The 21,252-nt window shown below is 68.5% G+C and carries 22 protein-coding genes and 1 tRNA gene; 16 read left to right on the forward strand and 7 right to left on the reverse strand.

Translation table 11 applies throughout. From position 1 onward, the window contains the following. Window positions 1-98: 98 nt before the first annotated feature. Genes ON04_RS14215 through ON04_RS14225 form a run of 3 tightly spaced genes read left to right on the forward strand, consistent with a single transcriptional unit; the run spans window position 99 to window position 2,232 of the window. On the forward strand, window positions 99-1,466 hold the full coding sequence (locus tag ON04_RS14215; protein WP_141564808.1) for a trypsin-like peptidase domain-containing protein: 1,368 nt from the start codon (window positions 99-101) through the stop codon (window positions 1,464-1,466). Continuing rightward, window positions 1,463-2,038 carry a MogA/MoaB family molybdenum cofactor biosynthesis protein gene (locus ON04_RS14220; protein ID WP_010542305.1) on the forward strand — a complete coding sequence of 192 codons (576 nt, stop codon included), beginning with the start codon at window positions 1,463-1,465 and terminating at the stop codon, window positions 2,036-2,038. Before ON04_RS14215 ends, ON04_RS14220 begins: the two co-directional genes overlap by 4 nt. Further along, window positions 2,035-2,232, forward strand: coding sequence for a hypothetical protein (locus ON04_RS14225; RefSeq protein WP_010542306.1), 198 nt, complete (start codon window positions 2,035-2,037; stop codon window positions 2,230-2,232). The genes ON04_RS14220 and ON04_RS14225 overlap by 4 nt, the downstream gene beginning before the upstream one ends. An 86-nt stretch (window positions 2,233-2,318) precedes the next feature. Here the strand turns inward: ON04_RS14225 and mscL are convergent, their stop codons facing one another. The 4 genes from mscL to ON04_RS14245 form a co-directional block, all read right to left on the reverse strand. Further along, a complete protein-coding gene (gene mscL, locus ON04_RS14230) occupies window positions 2,319-2,747 on the reverse strand; it encodes a large conductance mechanosensitive channel protein MscL (protein ID WP_010542307.1) in 429 nt (142 codons plus the stop codon). 123 nt (window positions 2,748-2,870) lie between these two features. Further along, the gene (locus ON04_RS14235; RefSeq protein ID WP_010542308.1) at window positions 2,871-3,359 is read right to left on the reverse strand and encodes a hypothetical protein; all 489 of its coding nucleotides are present in this window, start codon (window positions 3,357-3,359) and stop codon (window positions 2,871-2,873) included. Window positions 3,360-3,576: 217 nt separating this feature from the next. Beyond that, window positions 3,577-3,948, reverse strand: a complete 372-nt coding sequence (locus tag ON04_RS14240) for an FmdB family zinc ribbon protein (protein ID WP_010542309.1) — start codon at window positions 3,946-3,948, stop codon at window positions 3,577-3,579. 39 nt (window positions 3,949-3,987) lie between these two features. Continuing rightward, window positions 3,988-4,566: a 5-formyltetrahydrofolate cyclo-ligase gene (locus ON04_RS14245; RefSeq protein WP_010542310.1), complete on the reverse strand. Its 579-nt coding sequence runs from the start codon at window positions 4,564-4,566 to the stop codon at window positions 3,988-3,990. A gap of 64 nt (window positions 4,567-4,630) precedes the next feature. On the opposite strand from ON04_RS14245, the gene ON04_RS14250 reads away from it, so the two are divergent. The 10 genes from ON04_RS14250 to ON04_RS14295 all read left to right on the forward strand — a co-directional run bounded on the left by ON04_RS14250 (window position 4,631) and on the right by ON04_RS14295 (window position 12,817). After that, window positions 4,631-5,530 carry a UTP--glucose-1-phosphate uridylyltransferase gene (locus ON04_RS14250; RefSeq protein ID WP_010542311.1) on the forward strand — a complete coding sequence of 300 codons (900 nt, stop codon included), beginning with the start codon at window positions 4,631-4,633 and terminating at the stop codon, window positions 5,528-5,530. A gap of 164 nt (window positions 5,531-5,694) precedes the next feature. Beyond that, a complete protein-coding gene (gene glp, locus ON04_RS14255) occupies window positions 5,695-6,951 on the forward strand; it encodes a molybdotransferase-like divisome protein Glp (RefSeq protein ID WP_010542312.1) in 1,257 nt (418 codons plus the stop codon). Between the two features lie 15 nt (window positions 6,952-6,966). Then, on the forward strand, window positions 6,967-7,626 hold the full coding sequence (locus ON04_RS14260) for a GNAT family N-acetyltransferase (protein ID WP_010542313.1): 660 nt from the start codon (window positions 6,967-6,969) through the stop codon (window positions 7,624-7,626). A gap of 120 nt (window positions 7,627-7,746) precedes the next feature. Then, a complete protein-coding gene (gene sepX / locus ON04_RS14265) occupies window positions 7,747-8,949 on the forward strand; it encodes a divisome protein SepX/GlpR (protein ID WP_010542314.1) in 1,203 nt (400 codons plus the stop codon). A gap of 285 nt (window positions 8,950-9,234) precedes the next feature. Beyond that, window positions 9,235-9,307 (forward strand) — tRNA-Ala (locus ON04_RS14270). A 97-nt stretch (window positions 9,308-9,404) separates the two neighbouring features. After that, window positions 9,405-9,803 (forward strand): DMT family transporter, encoded by a 399-nt coding sequence (locus ON04_RS14275; protein ID WP_010542315.1) that lies wholly within the window; start codon window positions 9,405-9,407, stop codon window positions 9,801-9,803. Beyond that, window positions 9,803-10,120, forward strand: coding sequence for a DMT family transporter (locus ON04_RS14280; protein WP_010542316.1), 318 nt, complete (start codon window positions 9,803-9,805; stop codon window positions 10,118-10,120). Before ON04_RS14275 ends, ON04_RS14280 begins: the two co-directional genes overlap by 1 nt. Window positions 10,121-10,195: 75 nt before the next feature. Next, window positions 10,196-11,443, forward strand: coding sequence for an NADH:flavin oxidoreductase (locus tag ON04_RS15795; RefSeq protein ID WP_420795353.1), 1,248 nt, complete (start codon window positions 10,196-10,198; stop codon window positions 11,441-11,443). A 106-nt stretch (window positions 11,444-11,549) separates the two neighbouring features. Beyond that, entirely contained in the window at window positions 11,550-12,413 is an 864-nt protein-coding gene (locus ON04_RS14290; protein ID WP_010542319.1) for an SDR family oxidoreductase, read from the forward strand. Window positions 12,414-12,418: 5 nt separating this feature from the next. After that, window positions 12,419-12,817: a DoxX family protein gene (locus tag ON04_RS14295; protein ID WP_010542320.1), complete on the forward strand. Its 399-nt coding sequence runs from the start codon at window positions 12,419-12,421 to the stop codon at window positions 12,815-12,817. Between the two features lie 12 nt (window positions 12,818-12,829). Here the strand turns inward: ON04_RS14295 and ON04_RS14300 are convergent, their stop codons facing one another. Together ON04_RS14300 and ON04_RS14305 are read right to left on the reverse strand one after the other, a co-directional pair. Beyond that, window positions 12,830-13,867, reverse strand: coding sequence for a mechanosensitive ion channel family protein (locus ON04_RS14300; RefSeq protein WP_050815376.1), 1,038 nt, complete (start codon window positions 13,865-13,867; stop codon window positions 12,830-12,832). A gap of 128 nt (window positions 13,868-13,995) precedes the next feature. Beyond that, on the reverse strand, window positions 13,996-15,507 hold the full coding sequence (locus ON04_RS14305; RefSeq protein ID WP_010542322.1) for a dolichyl-phosphate-mannose--protein mannosyltransferase: 1,512 nt from the start codon (window positions 15,505-15,507) through the stop codon (window positions 13,996-13,998). Between the two features lie 50 nt (window positions 15,508-15,557). Here ON04_RS14305 and rsmI point away from each other — a divergent pair, with 50 nt between their 5' ends. Beyond that, entirely contained in the window at window positions 15,558-16,421 is an 864-nt protein-coding gene (gene rsmI / locus ON04_RS14310; RefSeq protein WP_010542323.1) for a 16S rRNA (cytidine(1402)-2'-O)-methyltransferase, read from the forward strand. 32 nt (window positions 16,422-16,453) lie between these two features. Here the strand turns inward: rsmI and ON04_RS14315 are convergent, their stop codons facing one another. Then, on the reverse strand, window positions 16,454-17,659 hold the full coding sequence (locus ON04_RS14315) for an aminodeoxychorismate synthase component I (RefSeq protein ID WP_010542324.1): 1,206 nt from the start codon (window positions 17,657-17,659) through the stop codon (window positions 16,454-16,456). Between the two features lie 100 nt (window positions 17,660-17,759). Between ON04_RS14315 and ON04_RS14320 the strand changes: the two genes are divergently transcribed. Next, the gene (locus ON04_RS14320) at window positions 17,760-19,322 is read left to right on the forward strand and encodes a BCCT family transporter (RefSeq protein WP_010542325.1); all 1,563 of its coding nucleotides are present in this window, start codon (window positions 17,760-17,762) and stop codon (window positions 19,320-19,322) included. 71 nt (window positions 19,323-19,393) lie between these two features. Further along, window positions 19,394-21,247, forward strand: a complete 1,854-nt coding sequence (metG, locus tag ON04_RS14325; protein ID WP_010542326.1) for a methionine--tRNA ligase — start codon at window positions 19,394-19,396, stop codon at window positions 21,245-21,247. Window positions 21,248-21,252 lie beyond the last annotated feature (5 nt).

Genomic DNA, 21,252 nt, shown 5'->3' on the forward strand with positions numbered 1-21,252 from the left:
CGGGCCGGAGCCAGTAGCACAGCGACCGCCCCGAAAAGTTCCGGCAGATTTCGATTCATCTCAGCGGGCGCACAGCGCCGTGAGGGAGCATGAGGACCATGGAAAACGAAAACGGTGGAGGACCGGAAGGCCGTGGACCCGGGGAGGAATGGGCCCGGGGGACGGGAGCCGGTGCTGCGGGCCGTAGCCCTTACGGCTCCTCTGGCCCGCCGAACCGGGGGTGGGGCGAGGGTCAACGCACCACCGCCTTCCCGACCGCACCGTACCCGGGAACCGCGAGCCAATCACAGCAGCCCGGCCAGACGTTCCCGCCCGGACAGGCCTACCCACAGGGACAGACGTTCCCTCCGGGGCAGGCGTTCCCGCCGGGCCAGCCGGGCGGGGCTCCTCAGGTGGGCAGCGGAAAATCCGGTAGAGGCCTGCTCGCCGCCGGGGTGGTGGCCGCGATGCTCGTCTCGGGGGGCCTCGGCGGATGGATCGGAGCCTCTGTCGCAGGTAGCGGCACGACGGGCCTGGCTTCGCCGATCAGTGCCTCCCAACCCGTAGGGGAGGCCCCGGACGGAACCGTCGAGGCGGTAGCGGACAAGGTGCTACCCAGCGTGGTCTCGATCGATGTCCGGGGCGAGGCCGGCAGGGGAGAGGGTTCCGGAGTCGTTCTCACGACGGATGGACTGATCATCACCAACAATCACGTGATCGGCATGGCGGCGGCGGGTGGCCGCATCCAAGTGCGCTTCGACGACGGAACCAAGGTTCCGGCGAGCGTGGTGGGCACTGATCCGGCAACCGATGTCGCGGTGATCAAGGTAGAGAAATCCACGCCTTTGAATCCCATCGCTCTGGGGAGTTCCGCGAGCCTCACCGAGGGGCAGGCGGTCGCGGCCGTGGGCTCCCCGCTGGGCTTGTCCGGAACGGTCACCACCGGCATCGTCTCCGCTCTCAACCGGCCGGTACGGGCCGGAGGTGAACAGTCCGACCAGAGCACGGTGATCGACGCCATCCAGACGGACGCCGCGGTCAACCCCGGTAACTCCGGGGGCGCTCTGGTCAACATGAACGGTGAACTGGTCGGGATCAACTCGGCCATCGCGTCCATGGGTTCGGGTTCGTCGGGCTCGATCGGCCTCGGTTTCGCGATCCCCGTCGACCAAGCCCGCCGCATTGCTGATCAGCTGATCAAGCAGGGTTATGCAACCCGAGCGGTGTTGGGAGTCGCTGTGAGCGATTCCCCAGAGGGCGACGGCTCGCTGGTGCGATCGGTCGAGGCCGGCGGACCCGCCGACCGGGCGGGCATCAAGGAGGGCGCGGTGATCACCCAGGTCGGTGACCGCCTGATCGAGGGAGGCGACTCCCTGGTGGCGGCAATCCGTTCCCGGGCGCCCGGGGACACGATCTCCGTCACCTATGCTGCAGGTGTGGGCGAAGAGCCGATAACTGTTGACGTGGTACTGGGAGAGGCGAGATGAGCACGAGATTCGATCCGAGAACCCTGCCCGGTGGACGCCGACTGCCCGGCGAAGTCGAATTCGACCCCGCAGCTGATGAGCCGGTGGAGCCCCGCATCGCAGGCCGTGCCATGGTCGTGGTGGTGACCGACCGGGTGGACGGTCGGGAGGATTCGATCGGACCACTGGTCACAGAACTCCTCGAGGAGGAGGGGTTCCTGGTGGGCGGCGTGGTGAGTGTGCCGTCCGACGTGACCGAGGTCCGCAAGGCTCTGGAGACGGCGGTCGTGGGTGGATTCGACTTCGTGGTCACGATCGGTGGGACTGGCGTCGGTCCCCGGGATATCACGCCGGAGGTGACCGAGGAGATCCTCGACCAGCGACTGCCGGGCATTGCCGAGGCGCTTCGCTCATCCGGTCTCACTGCGGGCGCGGTGGATTCGATCGTCTCGCGCGGCCACGTAGGCGTCTCCGGCAGCACCGTGGTGGCTAATCTCGCGCCCAGCCGCGCAGCGATCCGTGACGGTATGGCGACGTTGTGTCCACTGGTTTCGTATGTGGTCGCGCAACTGTCGGCGCTCGACGCGCTGTGACGAACCGACCCGCGGGCCGTGCCCCGGGGTCAGCCCCGGGCGGTGACCGCGCCCGTCGCGCCGCGGACCGCGCCAAGATCGACGAGGTGTTCGGCGAGACCTTGCCCGAGACCACGTCGGACGAGGCGCGGGGTCGGGACGGCCGGGTCGACGACGACTGGTGGCGTGACCAGCTCCCGCCGCACCACGGCTAACCCGGCTGAATCGACAAAGACGTGGGCCCCGCATCCCGGGACAGGGAGGCGGGGCCCACGTGGTGATCCAGAGAGCGGCGGTTCCGTCAGGAGTTGTTCGACGGGCTCTGCGGGTCGGCGGGGTGGGTCAGCGGGCGGCCGGCCAGCAGGTCGCGGATCTCCACCAACAGGTCGTTGTCCGATGCGGGGGCCTCGATGCCCTTGCGCTTGGCGACGGCTTCCTTCATCTTGTTCATCGGGCCGACCAGCACAAAATAGATGACGGCGGCGACCAGCAGGAAGTTGATGATCGCGGTCAGCAGCAGGCCGAAGTCCATCTTGGTCTCCGGGTTGGAGTCAAGGATCTGGACGGCGAAGCCGATCTCGCTGTTGCCGCCGAGCAGCGCGATCAGCGGGTTGATGATTGCGGACGTGAAAGCGTCGACGATGGACGCGAATGCCGTGCCGATCACGACTGCAACGGCGAGATCGATCACGTTGCCCTGCATGATGAAGTCCTTGAAGCCCTTGAGCATCGCGCGCTCCTCTCTATCTTGTGGCGCGGTCCGTGATATGTCCGGCCCGTGCGTCTGGGTGTGAACCGGATGGAGATTACCAGCCAGCAGGGTGTTTCCGTAGCCCCTGCGTCACCGGGAGACTCAGCCGTGGATGAGCACGGCGAGCGGCGTTCCCGCTGCGATGGCCGCGATGCGGGCCGCCTCGGGTTGCGGCACCTCGACCAGGATCGACCTCGAACCCGGGTGCCGCGCGGGGATCTCTCTGACGCGAGCGGCGCGGGCGACGAGCGTATCGGTCGCGGGATGCGGCGAGATGTCGGCGGCGCTGACCAGGTCCACCAGATCACCGGGCCGGAGTAATTCGGCCACGGCGGGATCGGCGAGCGGTATGGGCACCACTCGGACGTCGCCAGCGGGTGGCCCGTGGCGATCACCGGGGTGCTCTGCCGCCGCGTCGACGCTTTCGCCGCCGGTGGCGGAGGCTGCCGCCGTGGTGGTGTTGGTGGCGTCAGGGTGGGAGCGGCCTGCGACAGGAGCCAGCACGACGAGCGCGACGGCAAGGACGATGCGGGCCGTTCGTCGACGGCGCCACCGTCGTGGTGCGGCGGCCGTGGCGATAGGACGGCGCATGGGATCCCCCGGTCGTTGAACGCGATGTCGATGGCACGGCCTGTGCCGTGCCGGTCGGAGCGTATCGGCTCACTAATCGGTGATCGGGGTCAACGAGAGGGCATGGCGGTCGCCTGTGGAGGCGTACGAGCCTGTGGAAAGTCGCTTGTGGAGGGGGCCACTCCCTGAAACCGCAACCGCAGCTCGGGGAACCGTCACGCGGCGGAGCGGGACCCGATCAGGACGACGACGAGCTCGATGAGCCGGAGGAGGAGCCCGACCCCGACGAGGCGCCGGAGCCCGAGCTGGAACCGGAGCCGGACGCCTCGGAGGACCCTGAGCCGGACGAGCCGGAGCCGGAACCCCCCGAACCTGATCCGCCGGATGCCGAGCTAGAGGACCCGGAAGAGGAAGCCGAACCGGCCCCCGAGGTGCTCCGGCTGTCTGTGCGGTAGAAACCGGATCCCTTGAACACCACGCCCACGGTGTTGAACAGTTTGCGCAGGGAGCCCTCACACTGCGGGCAGGCGGTCAGCGTGTCCTCGTCGAAGGACTGCTGGATGTCGAACGCGACGTCGCAGTCGCGGCACCGGTACGAGTAGGTGGGCATCTGTCCTCCGGAGCATCAGTCGTGAATACGCCTGGCACTCTACTCTCGCGAGTGCCAAGTTCCGAAGTCGAGAAGCCCATCAGGGGTGATCACACCGTGGACGGGCCTGTCGTGAGGCTCGGCGGGCACGTGATCGAGCACGTTCTCGGCGTCCAGGAGCGAGAGCACCCTGGTGCGGGGACCCGTCAGCGCCAGCGACCTGTCGTAGTAGCCGCCCCCACGACCCAGCCGGTTGCCCGCGCGATCCACGGCCACCGCGGGAACCAGGACGAGATCCGCCTCGGCCACGCGCTCGGGGGGGTCAGGCGTGGCGGACGGGACGGGGATGCCGAACCTGCCCCGCACCATGTCCGCCGGCCCGGAGTATGCGGCCCACTCCAGCGGACCGATCGCGGGGGAGACCGGAAGGAGCACCTGCGCACCCGACCGTAGGAGCGTCTCGGGAAGTCCGGGTCCGCCGGCCTCGTCGTCGTCTGGAACGTAGGCACAGACCACGAGCCCGGGCGTGACAAGGGCGCGGACGTGGCGTGCGATCTCGCGGTCCCTGGTCGCGCGCACAGACGACGGCACCGCCGCACGCCGCGCCAACACCGTTCGGCGCACCGCGTTCTTGTCCATGGCGCCAGTCTGCCGGGCGAGGCGTAGCCGCGAAGGGGCAGGTACGCCGTCTAAGGTGTTCGGCATGACGTCCACCACCCCGTCCGATGCGCAGTTCCGGACCGCCGTCGTTCCCGCCGCCGGTCTCGGCACCCGGTTCCTGCCCGCCACAAAGACGGTGCCCAAGGAACTCCTTCCCGTCGTAGACACCCCCGGCATCGAGCTCATCGCCGAGGAGGCCACTGAGGCCGGTGCCGGTCGGTTGGCGATCGTCACCTCCGAGCGCAAGGTCGGCGTGATGGCGCATTTCGCCGAAGACCTGGTGCTGGAGGGGACGCTGGAAGACCGTGGCAAGGACGTGTTGCTGCACAAGGTGCAGCGGGCTCCCGGACTAATCGAGGTCGTGGACGTGCGGCAGGACGAGCCGCTCGGGCTGGGGCACGCGGTGGCGCAGGTCGAGTCGGTGCTCGGCGCGGACGAGCAGGCCGTGGCCGTGCTGCTCCCGGACGACCTGGTATTGCCCTTCGGAATCCTCGGCCGGATGTCGGACGTGCGCGCCGCGCGCGGTGGCAGTGTGCTGTGCGCGTTCGAAGTAGATCCGGCCAACGTGTCCTCGTACGGTGTCTTCCAGGTGGAAGACACCGACGATCCGTCGGTGAAGCGAGTGCTCGGCATGGTGGAGAAGCCTGCCGCCGAGGACGCGCCGTCCAACCTCGCCGCGGCCGGGCGGTACGTGCTTGACCGCCTGATCTTTGACGCCCTGCGCCGTATCGAGCCCGGTGCGGGCGGGGAGCTGCAGCTGACCGACGCGATCGATCTGCTCATCTCCGAGGGGCATCCGGTACACGTGGTGGTGCACGACGGCACCCGGCACGACCTGGGCAACCCCGGCGGCTACATCAAGGCCTGCGTGGACTTCGCCCTGGACAACCCGGCCTACGGCGACGACCTCCGCGAGTGGCTGGGGAGCCGTCTGCAGTCCTGAACCGCCGGCTCGGTGGAAGTTAACACGCGCTGGCTCGGTGGCGTCGCCACTGGGATAGCCCGCCCGGCCGCTACCCTCTGACTCAGAGGCCCGGCACCCCCGGCCCGCCAGGCGCGGCGGAGTCGGCGACACGGGCAGTGACAGGTACGGGAAGGGGGCACCTGGTGCGCTCCGTCGAGGAACAACTGGCTCTGGTGACGGCGGCCGCGGTCGCCCCGCGCCCGGTGCGCGTCGCCATCTCCGAGGCGCAGGGTCTGCTGTGCGCGGAGGAGGTCGTGGCGGAGCATCCACTGCCGTCGTTCGACCAGGCCGCGATCGATGGCTACGCCGTGCGCAGCGTCGATGTGCGCGTCGGTGCGGCAGCTGGTGACGGCGACGAGCCCGCCGGGCCCACCACCCTGCCCGTGGTCGGCCAGATAACCGCGGGCTCGCGGCAACCCACCCGCCTGCAGCCCGGGCAAACCGTCCGCGTGGACACGGGCGCGCCGCTACCGACACTCTCCGACGCCGTGCTCCCGGTTGGCTGGGCCACGGTCGACGGGCGCCGGATCACCCCGACGCGCGGCGTCCGCAGCGGTGACTACGTCCGGCGAGTGGGCGACGACGTCCAGCCCGGCGACGTGGCGGTACGCGCGGGCAGCATCATCGGGCCCGCCCAAGTGGGCCTCCTCGCGTCGGTGGGCCGGGCCAAGGTGCTCGTCCACCCCAAGCCGCGGATGGCCGTCATCTCCGTGGGCGACGAACTGCTTGATGTGGACGGGAGCCCCGGCACCGGACAGGTGTACGACATCAACTCCTACGCCCTCACCGCAGCCGGCCGCGACGCGGGCGCGGATGTCCACCGTGTGGGCATCGCGAGCACCGAGCCCTCACGCCTGAGGGAAGTTCTCGAGGGCCAGCTCGTGCGCTCCGAGCTGGTGGTGGTCTCCGGCGCCGCCGGCGGAGAGGCCACCACCCGCATCCGCCAGGTGATGGAGGCGCTCGGCGAGATCGAGGTCAACCGGGTGGCCATGCACCCCGGGTCCGTACAGGGCTTCGGCCGGTTGGGCCGGGACGAGGTCCCCACCTTCCTGTTGCCTTCCAACCCGGTCAGCGCGCTCGTGGTGTTCGAGATCATGGTGCGACCCCTTATCCGGATCGCGCTGGGCAAGCGCCAGCCCATGCGTCGGACGGTCCGCGCGCGTACCGTCGCCCCGATCTCCTCGGTCGAAGGACGCCGCGGGTACCTGCGCGGCCAACTCATGCGGGACACCGACACCGGCGAGTACCTGGTGCGCGCACTGGGCGGCGCCCAGGGCTCCTCGACCCACCTGTTGGCCTCGTTGGCGGAGGCCAATTGTCTCGTGGTGATTGATCCCGAGATCGCTTCCGTCCGCGCAGGCGACGAGGTCGACGTGATGTTCCTCGCCCAACGCGGCTGAGCGGCGGCGACCGGGATGTGGAATGCCTTCATCGCGGACTCCGCCGCCACGCCGGGCTGGCCGATCAAAGCCGGTCCGATCCGGGTCCGCGCGGGCGTCGTCACCCTGCGGCCGGTCAGTCGACGCGATGCGCGCGACTGGTCGGCGCTTCGGCTCGGCGAGCGCGACCACCTCGAGCCGTGGGAGCCGACCGTCGACGGGGAGTGGCGGGACAACAACACGCCGCGAGCCTGGTCTGGCATCCACTCGCAACTACGGCGTTACGCCCGGGTGGGTGCCTCGCTGCCTGCGGCTATCGAACTGGACGGCCGCTATTGCGGGCAGCTCACTGTGGGAGGGATCGTCCGCGGCGCACTGCACTCAGGCTGGATCGGCTATTGGGTGGGCCGCAGGTTCGGCGGCGGCGGGGTGGCCACCGCGGCGCTGGCGCTCGGGGTGGATCACGTCCTGGGGCCCGGCGCTCTGCACCGGGTCGATGCCACGGTCCGCCCGGAGAACCTGGCGAGTCGGGTGGTCCTCGACCGCTGTGGTTTTCGGGAGGAGGGACTGCTGCGCCGCTACCTCCACGTGGACGGGGCCTGGCGGGATCATCTGCTCGTCGCGCGCACTCGGGAGGAGCACGGCCGTGGCGCCGTGGCCGCCCTCGTGGAGTCGGGACTGGCCACCCGCGTCTGAGGATGTCCTGAGCATCGTGACCAGCGGCGCGCCGCCGGTATGACTGGCCTGACCGCCGTTACGGTTGGGACCTCACCACGACGTCCCGTGTCGGGGTGGACGCTCGAGGAGGCCTGATCGATGTCGAGCTCGCTGCTGATCATCCTGCTGGTGGTCGTCTGGCTGTTCGTCCTCGCGCCGATGCTCATCCGGTCGCGCAACCCCATCCGACGAACCGGTGACGCACTGGCGCAGACCCGCACGCTGTACTCCGGCGGGTCCGGCCGTCTGGTGCCCAGTCGTGGCCGCGCCGCTGGCTCCGATCCGGCCCAGCTGGACGCGGAGGACTCGATCTTCGGGCTGCCCACCGGCGTTGGTGCCACGGATGCCGAGCTGCTCGACACGGAGACGTGGGAGCACCTGCTGGAGCAGACGTTGCGCCGCGAGGTGGCTGGCCGACGTGGCGAGGCCGTCCGTCGCGCGATGGAGGAGCGCCAGGCCGCTTCGTCCGTCGGCGAGCAGTCAGCCGAGGAGATCACCACCGAGATTCCGGCGGTCGTGGTGGCCGACGACGCCGGGTCGGTGCACGCCGTCTCGTCCGACGACGCGCGCACCGCCTCCGCCGTCGCCGCCGAGACCACGGTCGCCGGAGGCGAGGGATCGGGAACCGCCGGCCGAGTCGACGACTCCCGCCGCCCAGTTGTGGTCGACGGTGAGCTGGTCGAGCGACCCGCCGGCGCGCGGGGCGATGCGGGCTCCGTGCACGCAGAGGACGCCGCGGGTATCGATGAGGAGGCCGTGTTGGTCCACCGCGGTCGTCGGCGTCACGCCGAGCCCGAGGTAGAACTCACCGACGCGGACCTGGTCTTTGCCGAGCGTCGTCGTGGCCGCGGCGCCTACGATCCGATGGCCGATCGTGAAGCCGCGGAGCACCGCGCGCACGCACGTCAGCGCACGGCCCTGATGCTGGTTGGCCTGTCAGTGGTGGCCGTGATCGCGGCGCTCCTCACCACCTCGGCGGTGTGGTGGTTCGCCGGCGGCGCTGTGCTGTTGCTGACCGCATATCTGACTTACCTGCGCCGCCAGGTGCGGCTCGAGGAGAGCCTGCGTCGTCGCCGCGTCGAGCGTATGCGCCGTGCCCGTCTGGGTGTGGAGTCTCGTGAGGACGATGAACTCTCGGTCGTGCCGCCACGTCTGCGTCGCCCGGGCGCCGTGGTCTTGGAGGTCGACGACGAGGACCCAGCCTTCGACGTGCTCGACTCCTACGATCGTGACCTCGATACCGACCCCGGACATCACGACTACCGGCATCACCGCGAGCCGCTGCGTCGCGCGGTCGGCTGACACCCTCGTTTGCTGACACTGGGTGGACACCGCCACGCCCGAACGCCGCGAGCAGCAACGCCGCACGCACCAACGCCGCACGCACCAACGCCGCGAAGAGGAAACTGACTGCATCTCCCGAGTGGGATTGCACGAATTCCTCTTCGCGGCGGAGTGCGTTGTGGCCAGGCCGAGGCGCGGCGCGGGGCGTGCGTCCTGCCGGTTTGGTTGGTGCACCGGGCGTGCTGGTAAGGTGTTCCACGCTGCTCGAGAGGGTGGCATCCGCATCCCGCGTAGGGTTGCGGAGGGGCTATAGCGCAGTTGGTAGCGCGTCTCGTTCGCATCGAGAAGGTCAGGGGTTCGATTCCCCTTAGCTCCACAGGATCAGGTGTCCCGGACAATCGTTCAGCGATGGTCCGGGACACTTCTCGTTTGGCAGGTCGTGGGCGACGAGGTCGTCGTAGGGGGTTCGTTCGATGGAGGACGTCTCGACCGATGACGGCCACAGCTCGAGCGGGGGAGCCGGCCGTTCGGCCTGGCTTTTCCTCGTGGCGGCGATCGTCCTGGAGGTGGCCGGATCACTGTCGCTGAAAGGAGCCCTGGATGTGCCCGCCCTCTACGCAGTGGTGGCGCTGGGATATCTGGGCGCGTTCGCGTTCCTTGCACTGACGCTGGGGGCCGGACTGCCGCTCGGGGTCGCCTACGGCATCTGGGGAGCCACGGGTGTTGCTCTCACCGCTGTTCTGTCGGCGTTGATCTTTGACGAGTCGCTGACCCCACTGATGGCCGTCGGGATCGCGGTGATCATCGCCGGCGTTCTGTGCGTCGAGATGGGATCCCAGCGCGCACGCGCACAGGCGGTGGAGGTCGAATGATGGCGTGGGCGTACCTCGCCGTCGCGATTCTGTGCGAGCTCGCGGCGACCCTCTCCCTACGCACCGCGGTGGACGATCGGCGGTGGTACGCCGTCGTGGCCCCCGGCTACCTCCTGGCGTTCGTTTTCCTGTCCCTCACCCTGGCCGCCGGGACTCCACTCGGGGTGGCCTACGGCATCTGGACGGCCGCCGGTGTCGCCCTGGCCGCCGTGTTCAGTCGACTAATCTTTCGTGAACCCCTGACGCCGATGATGGCCGCGGGCATAGCGCTGATCGCCGGTGGCGTGCTGCTCGTCGAAATCGGCGCGGCGCACTGAGCGGGTGACGCGTCCGGGTTAGGTGTACCTATGGTTTGCAGGTAGCGGGCATCGAGGCCGCCGGCGTCACCTGGCGTGCGCTACCGGCGTGGTAAAACTGCTGGCCAGGCACCGGACAGGCTGGGTGGAACAGGTTATAGTTCCGCACATGAGTCTTGCTCCCGGTACGCCGGTCCCCGACGTATTCAGCCCCGGAAAGATCGGCAACGTCACGCTGCGGAACCGCATCGTCAAGGCGGCGTGGGTATGACGACCGTCGCCTACCTCGCTACTTCTCCCGAGGGCCGCACCGACAAGCATCAGTACCACTGGGGCATGGACGACGGCGGAATGCTGCGCAAGCTCACCGACGCCGTCCACGCCGAGGGCGCGGCGGTCTCGGCGCAGGTCGGCCATGCCGGCGCCGTGGCCAACTCCTCGTCCAACGGAATGCCCGCGATGGGCCCGTCCCGGATCCCCGCTCCCACGGGGATGTCGCTGACCAAGGCGTGCACAGAGGCCGACATCGACCGGATCGTCGCCGACCACGTCCGCGCGGCGAAGGGCGCCCACGCAGCCGGATTCGACGCTATCGAGGTCCACTTCGGGCACAACTACCTGGTCAGCGAATTTTTGAGCCCCAAGCTCAACAAGCGCAAGGACTCCTACGGCGGCTCGCTCGAGAACCGCGCCCGCTTTGCCCGCCGCATCGGCCGCGCCATCCGCGACGAGATGGGCGACAAGATCGCCGTGACCATCAAGCTCAACATGGATGACGGCGTCCCCGGCGGTTTCTGGATCGACGAGGCCGTGCAGGTGGCCAAGTGGATCGAGGAGGACGGTTCCGCGGACGCACTGGTCATGACCGTGGGCAGCTCTCTGCTGAACCCGATTTACCTGTTCAAGGGTGACGCGCCGCTGGAGGAGTTCGCCGCCACCCAGCCGCCGGTCATCAAGATGGGCATGAAGATAGTCGGGCCCAGGATGTTCAAGGAATACCCGTACACCGATGCCTACATGCTCGACGACGCCCGGCAGATCCGCGAGGCAGTCAGTCTCCCGATGATGCTGCTCGGAGGCATCGTCGACCGGCCGTCCATCGACAAGGCGATGAACTCGGGGTTCGAGTTCGTGGCCATGGGTCGCGGGCTCCTGCGCGAGCCGGACCTGCCCAACAAGCTCAAGGAGGACGACCGCCGGCGTTCGCTGTGCGTGCACTGCAACCGGTGCATGGCCACCATCTTCAGCGGCAGCCGATGCGTGCTCCGTGAGTACGTCCCACCGATCCCTGCGCGTGGCGGCCACGACACGCTCCAGCCGACCAGTCTCACGTCGCCCGTATAGAGCGGACGCGCCCCACCCGCGGCGCCTCAGGGGCCCCTGCGGGCCGCTACGGTGATGACATCAGGTGGCCCGCCGCGAACGACCCGGGCCCGGAGTAGGGGAGCAGATGTCGAGGCGACGGATCAAGGACTATCGGGGCAGGACCTGTGTGGTGACAGGTGCCGCCAGCGGTATCGGACGGTCCACGGCGGTGCGGCTCGCTGATGAGGGCGCACGGCTGGTGCTGACCGACCTCAACGCGGACGGTCTCGACTCCTCTGCTCAGGAATGTCGGGCCAAGGGCGCCGCGATACTGACGACCGAGACGCTCGACCTCACCGACCACGACGCCGTCACCGCGTTCGGACAACGCGTTCTCGCGGACCATGGCACGCCGGACGCCATCTTCCACGTGGCCGGGAATTCCGCATGGGGCCGACCTGATCTGTTGGAACACCGAGTGTGGCGGTCCATGGTCGAGGTGAACCTCATGGGCACAATTCATGTGATCGAGGCGTTCATCCCCGCGATGATGACCGCCCGCAAACCCGCCGCCCTCGTGATGGTGTCCTCGGCCGCCGGTCTGCTGGGACTGCCCTGGCACGCTGCGTACAGCGCCGCCAAGTTCGGTATCCGCGGGATCGCCGAGGTCCTACGCTTCGACCTGGCCCCATATGACATCGGAGTTCACCTGGTGTGCCCCGGAGCCGTCGACACCCCACTGGTGGGCAGCATCGAGATCGCCGGGGTGGACCGCTCGAACCCCGAGGTGGCCCGGACCGCTGCACAGTTTCAGCGCCACGCGGTGACGCCGGACCAGGCGGCGGAGTCGATCCTCGAGGGCGTTCGAAAGGGACGCTATATCGTCTACACCTCACCGGATATCCGGCTGGCGTTCACGGCGCAGAAGTTTGCGCCGCCGCTCTACGGCCTTGCGATGAAGGCCATCGGCCGGAAGATCAACAAGGCCGGTCAGGGGATCCTTCCGTGAGGGGGATGGAGACCCTCAGCGACGCCGCGATCCTCCTTGCCAGGGTCGGGATCGGAGTCGTGTTCGCGGCCCACGGCTGGCAGAAGTTCTTCACGCTGGGCCTGAGCCGGGTGGGCGAGCAGTTCGCCTCCTACGGCGTCCCCCAGCCGCACATCACCGCCGCAATCGTGGCGGGCGTGGAGCTGATCGCGGGGATCGCGCTCATCGCCGGGATCCTCACACCCCTGGCTGGCATCCTGCTGGGCGTGGACATGGCCGGCGCGCTCTACTTCGTTCACGCCACCAACGGGCCCTTCGTCACGCAGAACGGGTGGGAACTCGTCGTGGCACTGGGAGTGGGAGCCCTGCTCATCGCGGCGGTCGGTGCCGGGCGGTTCAGCGTGGACAGGGTCCTGGGCGGCTGACGGAGCCGCCGCTCACTCGACCGACATCGCCCGCATCGGCGTGACGGGCAGTCCCTCGGGGTACGGGGCGGCGATCCCGGCCGCGTCAAAGGCATTGCGGATGCGCCGGCGCAACTCCCGCTCCGTGGCCCACTGCATATTGGCGTGGGTCACGGCGGTCATCCGCAGCGACCAGGAGTCCGCACCCAACTCGTTGACGCCCTGCAGTTCCGGGCCGGAGATGATGTGGGACCGGATCGGCTCCTGCCCGGCCGCCTGCTTGGCCGTCTCGATGGCCACGGCGCACGCCCGGTCCACGTCCGCGCTGTAGGAGACGGGGATCTCGAGAAAGGCCACTCCGAAGTCCTGGCTGTAGTTTCCGACGCGTTGGATGTCGCCGTTGCGGCAGTACCAGAGCGTGCCGTGCAGATCGCGCAGGGACGTGATGCGGAGCCCGACGTGCTCGACAGTCCCCTCGGCCTCGCCAAGGTCGACCCAGTCGCCCACGCCGTACTGATCCTCGAACAGCATGAACAGGCCGGACAGGAAGTCGCGCACGAGGGTCTGGGCGCCGAAGCCGAGCGCCACGCCGACGATGCCGGCCGAGGCGATGAAAGGCGCCACGTTGACCCCGATGATGGCCAACGTCTGCAGCGCCACCCAGACGAGCACGATAAAGGACACCAGTGACTTGAGCACGGAGCCGATGGTGGCCATCCGTTGTGCCCGCCGCTCGATGCGCCTGCGCTCGTTCCGGGCGCTCTCGGCGGTGCGTCGACGGTTGGCATTCTTCAGGCTCGCGGCGGTCAGACCGCCACTCTCGTCGGCGGTGACGTCGTCGTCGCGGTCATCGGCGCGGAGCCCCCTGGTGGACGAGGCATCGGCGGTCGCGTCGGTGTCGACCCGCGTTCGCAGGCGCGGCCACCGGAGGGCGCCGGTGCCATTCTTCGACGACGAGGTGAGGCTGTCGATTCCCCGGTGCAGGGCCCAGCGGATCACCAGTGCCAGCACCAGGTAGACGGCGATCATGACGGGTTTCTCGACCAGCCACGCCTGAGTGGCGGGGGACATGCCGAGGTCAGGGAAGGGAAGGGATAGCTCGTTCACGTCACACGACCGTACTGATGCCGACCAGTCGGCGACACCACCGTGGGTTCAGTGCGCGTTCAGGGACGATCCCGGGACGTCTCGATGGCGTGTCAGCGCCAGGACGGCAGCCAGAGTTGCTGGCCCCATGCGGACTGGGTGATGGGCATGCCGGACAGGATGGGCAACATATAGATGAAGTTCACTGCGACCAGCGCCAGATACAGGCAGACGATCCCGCGACCGATCCACTGTCGTCTGGGCGGGTCGGTGGCCTTGCCGGCGATTTCTCCGAGCACCAGGGCGAGCATCATCACGAAGAACGGCACCATGACGGCGGCGTAGAAAAAGTACATCTGACGGTCGTGCTGCAAGAACCAGGGTAGGTAGCCGGCCGCATACCCCACCAGGGGAAACGCGTATCGGCCGTCACGGCAGACGACAGCGCGCCAGAACGCCCACGCCAGGACGGGGATCGCCAGCCACCAGATGGCCGGGGTGCCCAGGAGCATGATCGCGCGTACGCACGAGTCCTCGCCGCAGCCGGACACGCCCTCGCCCTGCTCGACGTAGTAGAGCATAGGGCGCAGGCTCATGGGCCACGTCCACGGCTTGGACTCCCACGGGTGCCGGTTGCCCGCCGACGTGGTGAGCGAGGAGTGGAAGTCCAGGACGGAGGACTGGTAATAGAGCCACGACTGGATGACGTCAGGCAACCAGTTGTCGTCGACCTTCGCTCCGACCGCGTGGCGGTACACGGAGTTCTCGTCCGCGAACCACGGTAGCCAGGAGAACAGGTGGAGGAGGGCGGGCCAGATCACCAGGGTGAGGAACGCGGGCACGGCATCGCGGAGCAGGGCGCCGGCCAGTGGGCGACGTACCCCGTAGCGGCTGCGCAGCGCCCAGTCCCAGGCCACGGTCATGAGCCCGAAGGCCGCGATGAAGTACAGGCCCGACCACTTGACGCCCAGCGCCAGGCCCAACATGACACCGGCGCTGAAGCGCCACCAGCGAAAGCCCAGACGGGGCCCGAAATCGGAGAGCTGTACGCGGCCCTGCACAGCCGCGCGGTGCATCCGGGCACGCATCCGGTCACGGTCCACCAACAATGCCCCGGCGGCTGCCAGGACGAAGAGCACCTGGTAGATGTCCAGCATGCCGATGCGGGAGGTGACAAATGTGACACCGTCCAGGCAGAGCAGTAGTCCGGCCACGAACCCGAGCTGGGTGGACCGGGTGAGCCGCCGGGTGATCCTCATGACCATGAGCACCACCAGGACCCCGGCGATCGCGGCGGTGAAGCGCCAGCCCAGCGGGGTGTAGCCGAACAGGAAGCCGCCGATCGACTCGATCTGCTTGGCCACCGGTGGGTGGACCACGAGCCCGTAGGCGGGATTTTCCTCGATGCCCAGCTGCGTGATGTTGAACGACTGCGGCGCGTAGTGCTTCTCGTCGAAGACCGGCGTGCCCTTGTCCGTGGCCGAGGCCAACCCCCAGAACCGAGAGATAAAAGCCAGTACCAGAATGACGCCGGTGACGATCAGGTCGCGGGGTGTGTCGACCGGCCCGGCGTCGGGGGAGGGGAGCGGGCGGCCCGGAGAACGCACGCCGAGGGTCGAGGTCACGGGACGAGCATAGTGGGGCCCCCGCGGCCCCCGGGGTTAAGGTGGGCGGCATGACGTCCGGACGTGTCGTGTTGGCGGCCACCCCCATCGGGAATCCGGGCGACGCCTCGGCCCGGCTGCGTGATGTTCTCGAGACCGCCGACGTGGTGGCCGCGGAGGACACCCGCCGACTGCGCGGTCTGGCCACCGCGCTGGACGTGACGATCCGCGGCCGCGTGATGAGCTTCTACGAACACAACGAAGCCGGGCGCGTCCCGCAGCTGGTCGAGCGGGTCCGAGCCGGGGATGTGGTGGCCGTGGTGACCGATGCCGGGATGCCGGCGGTGTCGGACCCGGGCTATTCGCTGGTGGTGGCGTGCATCGAGGCCGGGTTGCCGGTGACCTGTCTCCCGGGACCGTCTGCCGTGACCACCGCGCTCGTGCTGAGCGGACTGCCGGTGGACCGTTTCTGCTTCGACGGGTTCCCGCCGCGCCGCGCGGGTCGGCGTCGCACATGGCTGGCGCGACTGGCCACCGAAGAGCGCACGTGCGTGTTCTTCGAGTCGCCGCATCGTCTCGCGGACACGCTGGCCGAGGCGGCGCAGGTGTTGGGTGCGGATCGGCGGGCCGCGGTGTGCCGCGAGCTGACCAAGACCTACGAGGAGGTCCTGCGGGGATCCCTGGCGGAGCTGGCCGAGCGAACGGCCGCTGGCGTGCTGGGCGAGATCGTGGTGGTGCTCGAGGGCGCCGACAGTGCGGGATCTGCAGCCACGACCGAGGATCTGGTGGAGATCGTGGAGGAGCGGGTCGAGCAGGGGGAGCGGCTCAAGGACGCGTGTGCGGCGGTGGCCGAGGGCTCGACGCTGACCAAACGGGATCTGTACCAGGCCGTTCTCGACTTCCGCGCGGATGACTCCCGCGCGGAGACCGGGTAACGCGGACGCGCTCGCCGGAATGCCGGCCCGGGTCACCAGGGCGGCGGCCCGCCTCCCCATGTGAAGGCCGCCTTGTGCAGGCATTCGTCCCATTCGACGTCGGGTTCGGAATCGATGGTGATGCCGCCGCCCACCCCGAGCTCGCAGCGGCCGTCGGGGGTCACCTCAAGGGTGCGGATGGCCACGGCGAGATCGAGCCCGTCGGGTGTCGCGAATCCGTAGGTGCCGCAATGTAGGCCGCGCGTCCGAGGTTCCCAACCATTGATCAGTTGCCGTGCCCGGTGCTTCGGCGTGCCGGTCACGGAGGCCGGGGGGAAGGTCGCCTCCACCAGGTGGTCGTTGCCGACGGCGGTCCGGGCCGTGACGGTGGAGACGAGGTGGTGGACGCCGGGTGCGGGACGGACCGCGAGCAGGTCGGAGACGGTCACGGAGCCGACTTCGGCCACGCGTCCGAGGTCGTTGCGGGCGAGGTCGACGATCATGATGTTCTCTGCGACGTCCTTGGCGGAGGCGAGCAGGTCGTCGGGGTCACGATGGACGGGGATGGTGCCCTTGATCGGGCTGGTGCGGACATTCTCCCCGGTGCGGATGAGGAATTCCTCCGGGGAGAAGGCCAGCACCGCCCCCCAGTCACCCTCCAGATAGGCGGCCCGTGCGGTGGGTGCCTGACGTGCGAGCACGAGGAAGGTCTCCAGGGCGCCGGTGTGGAGACGGCCATCGAACCGCGTGCTCAGACAGGCCTGGTAGACCTCGCCGTCGCGGATCGCTTCGAGGCAGGCCGCCACGGCACGCTGATGGGCGGCCCTGTCCGGGGCTGACCACGTGACGCCGGGGGCCTTGTCGTCGTCGTCCTCATCGGTGTGGGTGCTGCTGCCGGTTCCCGGACCGTATCGTCGCAGCACCGCGCGGGGGTCCGGGGCGTCGCCGAACCGCTGCCAGGCCCCGTCCGCAGCCGATACCAGGTAGCCGAGCGCCTCGCCGCGCACCGCCTCGGGGAGAGGCGGGGCAGCGCCCGGGATCACGTCGGGGAACGACCGGAACCCCACGACGACGACCTCGTCCACACACGTGAAGACCCGGTCGGGACGGGTGGGCGCGAGGTCCACGGACGGGACGATCACCGCCCCGGAGCCCCGCCAGTCGCCGAGGAATGCCGCCGGGGGCGCGATCCCCAAGTCCAGCGACCGCGCGCGCAGTGCCCGCAGCAGTGCCGCGGTGGGGACGGTGAATTCAGGCACCGCCCGATGGTGCCACCCAGGGCCTCGCGTGAGAGGAACCGGTGCTCGCGAGGTGGGCGCTATCTTGCGTTGGGGCACCATTATTGACAAAGTTCGACGCATGGCAACCTCAGAAGAAAAGTTGGTCGACGATCAGGCGCCGGGTGACCCAGGCCCCCAGCCAGGAGTCAACCTCAAGGTTCTGATCCCTACCACCGTGATCGCTTTGATCGTGCTGATCTGGGGTTCCTTCTACACCTTGTCGTTCGAGAACGCCGCCGGTCGTGCGTTCTCCGCAGTGGTGGACACGGTCGGTTGGCTGTTCATCCTCGTCTCCACCACCGTCGTGGTGTACGCGATATATCTGGCATTCTCCAGGTTCGGCGGAATCCGACTGGGTGGGGATGACGAGAAGCCCGAATACTCGACCCGGTCCTGGATCGCCATGATGTTCGCCGCCGGCATGGGTATCGGCCTGATGTTCTACGGCGTCTCTGAGCCGCTGACGCATTTCCAGGATCCGCCTCCGGGGATGGAGCAGCAGTACGAAGTGGCCATGGCCACCACCGCGTTCCACTGGACCCTGCACCCGTGGTCGATGTATGCGATCGTCGGACTCGCACTGGCGCTGGCCGCCTATCGCTACAACCGCGGCCACCTTATCTCCCAGGCGTTCGTCCCGCTGATCGGCGAGAAGCGTGCCAAGGGGTGGATCGGGACGGTCCTCGACATCGCGACGGTGATTGCGACCATCTTCGGCACCGCCGCCTCGCTGGGAATCGGCGCGCTGCAGATCCGTGCCGGCCTGAACGAGACCGGTGCGGTCGACGGCGGCGGCATCGCGCTCGTGGTGGGCGTGATCGTGGTCCTCGGCATGGTGTTCCTCGCCTCCGCCGCATCCGGCATCAGCAAGGGCGTGCAGCTGCTGTCGAACATCAACCTGGTGCTCGCCGGGGTCCTGGCGCTGTTCGTAGCCCTGTTCTCCGGTGCCCTGTTCTTTATCCTCGACATCATCCCCACCACGGTCGGCAGCTACTTCGCGGAGTTCTTCGCGATGGCCTCCCGCACCGCGGTCAGCGAGAACGGTGAGGCGGCCGAGTGGCTGTCCGGATGGACCGTTTTCTACTGGGCCTGGTGGATCTCCTGGTCGCCGTTCGTGGGCATGTTTCTGGCCCGCATCAGCCGGGGTCGGACCGTCCGCCAGTTCATTGTCGGCGTGGTCCTGGTCCCCAGCACCCTGTCCGTGGTGTGGTTCTCGATCTTCGGTGGTTTCGCCCTGTTCCTCGAGGACGCCGGGCGCAGCGTCTACGGCGACGGCAGCCTGGAGCCCCAGCTGTTCAACCTCCTGCGCGAGTTGCCGCTGGCGCCGGTGCTCATGGTGATCGCGATGGCACTCATCGCGATCTTCTTCATCACCTCGGCGGATTCCGCGTCGATCGTGATGGGTGGGATGGCGCAGTACGGGGTCGAGCACCCCAAGCGGTGGCTGGTCATGCTCATGGGTACGTTCACCGCGGCGGTGGCGATCATCATGTTGGTCGCGGGAGACGGCGACGGTAACGCGCTGTCCAGTCTGCAGAACATGACGATCATCGCGGCCTCGCCGTTCGTCCTGGTGCTGATCGCGCTGTGCGTATCCATTCACAAGTCACTTTCCAAGGATCCGGCAGCCGAGCAGGCCTAGCAGCCAGGACCGGGTGTGCGCCGGGTACGCCCGGCACGGCGGCCGCGGTCACGACCACTAGTCTGTAACCCATGGCGAAGACAGTCCTCACCGCGGTCGCATGGCCGTACGCGAATGGCCCCCGGCACATCGGACACGTCTCCGGATTCGGGGTGCCCTCAGACGTCTTCTCTCGTTATCAGCGAATGGCGGGCAACGACGTCCTGATGGTCTCCGGCACAGACGAGCACGGCACCCCTCTGCTCGTCCAGGCCGAGAAGGAGGGCGTGCCCGTCCAGGAGCTCGCGGACCGATATAACCGGGTGATCGTGGACGACCTCGCCGGCCTGGGCCTGAGCTACGACCTGTTCACCCGCACCACGACCCGGAACCATTACTCGGTGGTGCAGGAGCTGTTCAAGGGCTTGCATCGCAACGGCTACATGGTGGCCAAGACCACCACCGGCGCGGTCAGCCCGTCCACGGGCCGCACCCTGCCGGACCGCTATATCGAGGGCACCTGCCCCATCTGTGGCTACGACGGAGCCCGCGGCGACCAATGTGACAACTGTGGCAACCAGCTCGACCCGGCTGATTTGAAGAACCCGGTCTCCAAGATCAACGGCGAGACGCCGAAATTCATCGAGACCGAGCACTGGTTCCTCGACCTGCCGGCGCTGGCCGATTCCCTGGGCGACTGGCTCAAGGGGCGCAAGGACTGGCGTCCCAACGTGCTCAAGTTCTCGCTCAACCTGTTGGAGGACCTCCGCCCCCGGGCCATGAGCCGCGACATCGACTGGGGCATCCCCATCCCGATTGACGGTTGGGCCGACCGCGGCGACAAAAAGCTCTACGTGTGGTTCGACGCCGTGGTGGGCTACCTGTCGGCGTCCATCGAGTGGGCGTGGCGCACCGGTGAGCCTGAGGCGTGGCGGCGCTGGTGGACTGACCCCGAGGCCGTCTCCCATTACTTCATGGGCAAGGACAACATCACCTTCCACTCGCAGATCTGGCCGGCCGAGCTCATCGGCTACGACGGCCGGGGCGCACGCGGGGGAGAGCCGGGCGCGCTCGGGGCGCTGAACCTGCCCACCGAGGTGGTCTCCTCGGAGTTCCTCACCATGTCGGGCTCCAAGTTCTCCTCCTCCCGCGGTGTGGTGATCTACGTCCGCGACTTCCTGGCCGAGTTCGGCCCCGACGCCCTGCGCTATTTCATCTCCGTGGCCGGCCCGGAGAACCAGGACACCGACTTCACCTGGGACGAGTTCGTGCGCCGTACCAACGCCGAGCTCGTGGGTGGCTGGGGCAATCTCGTGAACCGCACCGTGTCGATGGCGCACAAGAACTTCGGTGAAATCCCGCGGCCGGGAACCCTGAGCGACGTCGACGCCGAACTGCTGCGCGAAGCCCGCGCCGCGTTCGACACCGTCGGTGGACATCTCGATCAGTCCCGCTTCAAGGCGGGCGTGACCGAGGCCATGCGCATCGTGGGTGCCGCCAACCGGTATATCGCGGCCACCGAGCCGTGGAAACTCGCTAAGGAGCCCGAACAGCGCGAGCGCTTGGGAACCGTTCTGCATACGGCACTGCAGGTGGTCTCCGACGCCAACACCCTGCTCACACCATTCATGCCCTCCGCGGCGCAGCAGATCCACGGCGCCCTCGGCGGGGCGGGCGTCTGGGCCGCGGCCCCCCAGATCCACGAGGTGGTGGACGACATGCCCGTCGACGTGGCCGGCGTGGGCGTCCCTCCGACCGGACATCAGTACCCGGTGATCATGGGCGACTACGCCTCCGAGCAGGCCCGGTGGGCGCGCACCGACATCACCCCCGGCACGCCGCTGGCCAAGCCGACCCCGCTGTTCGCCAAGGTCGACCCCGAGCTCGCCGAGACCGGCCCGGCGTGGGCGCCGATCCAACAGCCCGCCGGCGGGGATGGGAACTGACGCGA

Source organism: Dietzia alimentaria 72, assembly GCF_000226215.1.
GTDB lineage: Bacteria > Actinomycetota > Actinomycetes > Mycobacteriales > Mycobacteriaceae > Dietzia > Dietzia alimentaria.

Coding starts and splice junctions, on each gene's coding strand:
- ON04_RS14320 (WP_010542325.1), top strand. CDS start 17,760: ATGGCAACCTCAGAAGAAAAGTTGGTCGACGATCAGGCGCCGGGTGAC.
- metG (WP_010542326.1), top strand. CDS start 19,394: ATGGCGAAGACAGTCCTCACCGCGGTCGCATGGCCGTACGCGAATGGC.
- ON04_RS14250 (WP_010542311.1), top strand. CDS start 4,631: ATGACGTCCACCACCCCGTCCGATGCGCAGTTCCGGACCGCCGTCGTT.
- ON04_RS14280 (WP_010542316.1), top strand. CDS start 9,803: ATGGCGTGGGCGTACCTCGCCGTCGCGATTCTGTGCGAGCTCGCGGCG.
- ON04_RS14240 (WP_010542309.1), bottom strand. CDS start 3,948: ATGCCCACCTACTCGTACCGGTGCCGCGACTGCGACGTCGCGTTCGAC.
- ON04_RS14215 (WP_141564808.1), top strand. CDS start 99: ATGGAAAACGAAAACGGTGGAGGACCGGAAGGCCGTGGACCCGGGGAG.
- rsmI (WP_010542323.1), top strand. CDS start 15,558: ATGACGTCCGGACGTGTCGTGTTGGCGGCCACCCCCATCGGGAATCCG.
- ON04_RS14275 (WP_010542315.1), top strand. CDS start 9,405: ATGGAGGACGTCTCGACCGATGACGGCCACAGCTCGAGCGGGGGAGCC.
- ON04_RS14300 (WP_050815376.1), bottom strand. CDS start 13,867: ATGTCCCCCGCCACTCAGGCGTGGCTGGTCGAGAAACCCGTCATGATC.
- ON04_RS14220 (WP_010542305.1), top strand. CDS start 1,463: ATGAGCACGAGATTCGATCCGAGAACCCTGCCCGGTGGACGCCGACTG.
- ON04_RS14235 (WP_010542308.1), bottom strand. CDS start 3,359: ATGCGCCGTCCTATCGCCACGGCCGCCGCACCACGACGGTGGCGCCGT.
- ON04_RS14245 (WP_010542310.1), bottom strand. CDS start 4,566: ATGGACAAGAACGCGGTGCGCCGAACGGTGTTGGCGCGGCGTGCGGCG.
- mscL (WP_010542307.1), bottom strand. CDS start 2,747: ATGCTCAAGGGCTTCAAGGACTTCATCATGCAGGGCAACGTGATCGAT.
- ON04_RS14290 (WP_010542319.1), top strand. CDS start 11,550: ATGTCGAGGCGACGGATCAAGGACTATCGGGGCAGGACCTGTGTGGTG.
- sepX (WP_010542314.1), top strand. CDS start 7,747: ATGTCGAGCTCGCTGCTGATCATCCTGCTGGTGGTCGTCTGGCTGTTC.
- ON04_RS14260 (WP_010542313.1), top strand. CDS start 6,967: ATGTGGAATGCCTTCATCGCGGACTCCGCCGCCACGCCGGGCTGGCCG.
- ON04_RS14295 (WP_010542320.1), top strand. CDS start 12,419: ATGGAGACCCTCAGCGACGCCGCGATCCTCCTTGCCAGGGTCGGGATC.